Annotated in this window: 4 protein-coding genes; 1 reads left to right on the top strand and 3 read right to left on the bottom strand. The window is 43.0% G+C overall.

The genetic code is table 11. The features are described from left to right. Nucleotides 1-194: 194 nt before the first annotated feature. From V7D78_RS16655 to V7D78_RS16645, 3 genes are all read right to left on the bottom strand, one after another. Nucleotides 195-602, bottom strand: coding sequence for a hypothetical protein (locus tag V7D78_RS16655; RefSeq protein ID WP_333609577.1), 408 nt, complete (start codon nt 600-602; stop codon nt 195-197). Between the two features lie 9 nt (nt 603-611). After that, entirely contained in the window at nt 612-1082 is a 471-nt protein-coding gene (locus V7D78_RS16650; protein ID WP_333609576.1) for a hypothetical protein, read from the bottom strand. Between the two features lie 66 nt (nt 1083-1148). Next, nucleotides 1149-1328, bottom strand: coding sequence for a hypothetical protein (locus V7D78_RS16645; RefSeq protein WP_333609575.1), 180 nt, complete (start codon nt 1326-1328; stop codon nt 1149-1151). 435 nt (nt 1329-1763) lie between these two features. Here V7D78_RS16645 and V7D78_RS16640 point away from each other — a divergent pair. Next, nucleotides 1764-3273: IS1634 family transposase (locus V7D78_RS16640; RefSeq protein ID WP_333609574.1), on the top strand; the 1510-nt coding region annotated here is incomplete at its 3' end.

Below are 3273 nucleotides of genomic sequence, written 5' to 3'. Positions count from 1 at the left end.
CGAGAGAAAATCGGCGAGCATGGCTTGAACATTCATGGTGCGTTCCGTAGTTTGACAGTTTTGGCGAATGATCAGATCAGGACTGCCATGAAATTCGTCAGAGCCGGTATATAAATTTTCTGTTCAATAATTGAATACCATTAAAATAGGCGATTACCCTGCAGGTATTATTGGCCCTGCAAAGTCACCACGCCCTAATGCAACCTCGACCACGCACTGTTTGCACCACCCATTTTTAATAATAAAAACAGTATCACAGCCCCGGTTAGCCCGAAGAGCGCCGGCATCAATCCGACAGTAAAGAGGTTAAATATGAAAACGGTGGTTATAACAAACGCAAACAACCAAACACCAATAAATTTGTGTTTTAAAATCAGCACTAATGAACAAACACTGATGAGAGATAGCAACACCAAAAAATAGATCATTACCATATTCATGTTAGGTATTTGCGCAATAATGCTATCGGCCATCAGCAGTGTTGTTGGAATATTAATGGATGTCATGATTAACATGAACCATATCCAGACAGTGGTCCATATCGATCTTTTCCACTGCGGTTGTGCTTCTGCAACACAGCTTTCTGATGACTCATTAGCCATTTTCAGTTCTCAATGATTATTCGAATAGTGTTTAACAATACCGGCCCAGGTTTTTTCCAGCTCGGGGATCAGTTTTGCAAAAGCCTGTTTTTCTGTGGCCAGCCTTAAATCATCAACATCAGCAGAACTACTCCAAATGCTGGAGTGCTTATTTTTAGTGTCCGTTGCTTCACTCAACCCGTAAAGGTACTCAGTTCGAACATCAAAAAATGCTGCAGATACCGTAGTAGTAACTGATACTTCTTTATTTTTCAGAAACCCTAACGAAATAACATTTAAAGGCGCATAACGTTGTCCAGCAACATGAAAGGAAGTATTAAATGTATAAATGACCAAAATGTCAGCTTTCAATCGGGCAGCAGCTTCTCTGAGGGATTTTATAGAATCAAGATTTTCAGGAAGTAAAATGCTGTTTAATGGGGCAATACCCTGCAATTGAGGCAGCGCAAGGAGTTTGTCAAAGTCGGATTGTGACTCCACTTCTTTAGTGGTTACTACGCTGTAGCGACCTGAACCAAAACTACGGGCACCAAAAGAGCGATAGCCTTATGCCTGAATGCGGGCGACGGCAAGATTCGCAGGAAAGGTAGCGGCAGGCTGTTTTGCCATCAATTCATTTATGTCTGCATCAGCAAGCTGGCTTAATTGCACACTCCCGCCAGGGGTAGTATAAGATGCACAACCGCTGATAATTAACATCAATGAAACCATTAAAATTTTTAACATTTAACCCGGCACTCCCTTGGTTTGTAAAATACATCTCTAAGCTTGTGTAATGCAGCCAATACCGCCAGCCATGTATTGGCGTTGTTATCACCTGACGGCTACACTATCATTCTACGTTATCACAGCTTTGCCAATTTTCGATCCATGACCACGCCACCCTTGGTGAACCTGAAATAACCGATTGCCCCGTTGAGTTGAAAGAGGAGGCATAGGCTACCCAGACTCTATCCCCAGGAGTAACACGATAGATATCACCGTACTGATAACTTTGTGCACGTAAATTTGAAAAATACAATTTAAAACATAAATCGGAATTACGATTATTGGTCACATAAAACTGACATTGATCAGACCAAATTAGCATTTTTCTATTTTTAATTGTTCCTGCTCGATCCCCTATTAAGTATCATTGAACCTCAACTTCAGGGGGGTGATATGAGATTAAAGATCAAACGGTTAGACCATCATGGCATAGTTGCTGGCGTGATTGATGATTTAAACATTGTTCCCCTGTTAGATAAGCATTTGCCTCAAGATGACAAACAAGAGATCACGCCAGGCGAGGCGATTAAAGGTATGATTATGAATGGGTTAGGGTTTTCCAATCGGCCCTTATCTCTAAGCCCGCAGTTTTTTACCAACCTACCGATGGAGCATTTATTCCGTAAAGGCGTTGAAGCTTCTCATTTTAATCGGCATAAGCTGGGCAGGACGCTCGACCAATGTGCCGACTTTGGCTGTGAAAGCTTGTTTTCTCTGGTCTCGCATCAAGCTTGTGAATTGGAAGCCGTCGACTGCACCTTTAAATCACTGGATACCACTAGCCACTCGCTGACCGGTGAGTATGTAGATAATTCTGACGAAGAGTGTGATGAGCAGGTTATCCACATTACGCACGGTTACAGCAAAGCACATCGTCCTGATTTAAAACAAGTTGTACAAGAGATGATTGTCAGCCAGGACGGTGGTATTCCGCTGGCGTGTAAGAATTGGGATGGCAATACTGCCGATACCAAAGTGTTTAAAGAGCGCGCCAAAGCGCTGGTTGAAATGCTGAACAAATCCAAACAACCTAGTTATCTTGTGGCCGATTGCAAACTTTATCATAAAGACAATGCAGAATTTTTGTCGCAGTTAACCTTTATCACCCTCATTCCTTCGACCATCAAACTTGAAAACACCCTGATTACCGAAGCACTGGCCGCCAAACAATGGCAACAGATTGACGACAATTATCAATATAGCGTGAAGCATGTCGAGCATATGGGGATCACACAACGATGGATGGTCGTGCATTCGAAAGCGGCCGGTGAGCGGGCGGGGAAAACGATTGCCAGACAGATTGAACGCGATAAAACGAAGCTTGAAAAAGACCTCTTTCATTTGCAGGCGCAGCGTTATGCCTGCCAGCAAGATGCACTCAAAGCCTTACATGATTTAAATAAAAACCAAAAATATCATAAGCTAACAAAGCTTGATTGTCTTGAGCATAAAACGTATGAAGGCAAAGGCCGGCCGAAAAAAGATGCGTCGGTCAAAAGCATTGTCTGGCAAGCCGTTGCCGAAATCACCGAGAAGCAGGAAGTCATCCAATACGCAGTGGAGCAGAAATCATGTTTCATTCTTGCAAGCAACGCCACTGAAAACGAGCTCAGTCCAGAGGCTATTCTTCACCATTACAAAGCGCAGTCTTCAGTTGAAAGGGGCTTTAGGTTTTTAAAAGACCCGCTTTTTTTTGTGTCCTCGCTGTTTATTAAAAAGCCAAGCCGGATAGATGCATTGTTGATGATCATGACCTTATCATTATTGGTTTACTCCATCGCCCAGCGGCGGATGAGACAGACAATGAAACAATCTAATGAAACCATCCCGAGTCAAATAAACCAGCCAAATGGTGCACCGACATTGCGTTGGGTTTTTCAGTGCTTTGAAGGGGTAAACCTAG

The sequence above is a fragment of the Arsukibacterium sp. genome (genome assembly GCF_036735525.1).
Lineage (GTDB): Bacteria > Pseudomonadota > Gammaproteobacteria > Enterobacterales > Alteromonadaceae > Alishewanella.
This window is presented reverse-complemented; position numbering and strand designations above follow the sequence as displayed.

What these genes read in the sequence shown, in the direction of transcription:
- V7D78_RS16655 (WP_333609577.1), bottom strand. Translation starts at nt 602, where the DNA reads ATGGCTAATGAGTCATCAGAAAGCTGTGTTGCAGAAGCACAACCGCAG.
- V7D78_RS16645 (WP_333609575.1), bottom strand. Translation starts at nt 1,328, where the DNA reads ATGTTAAAAATTTTAATGGTTTCATTGATGTTAATTATCAGCGGTTGT.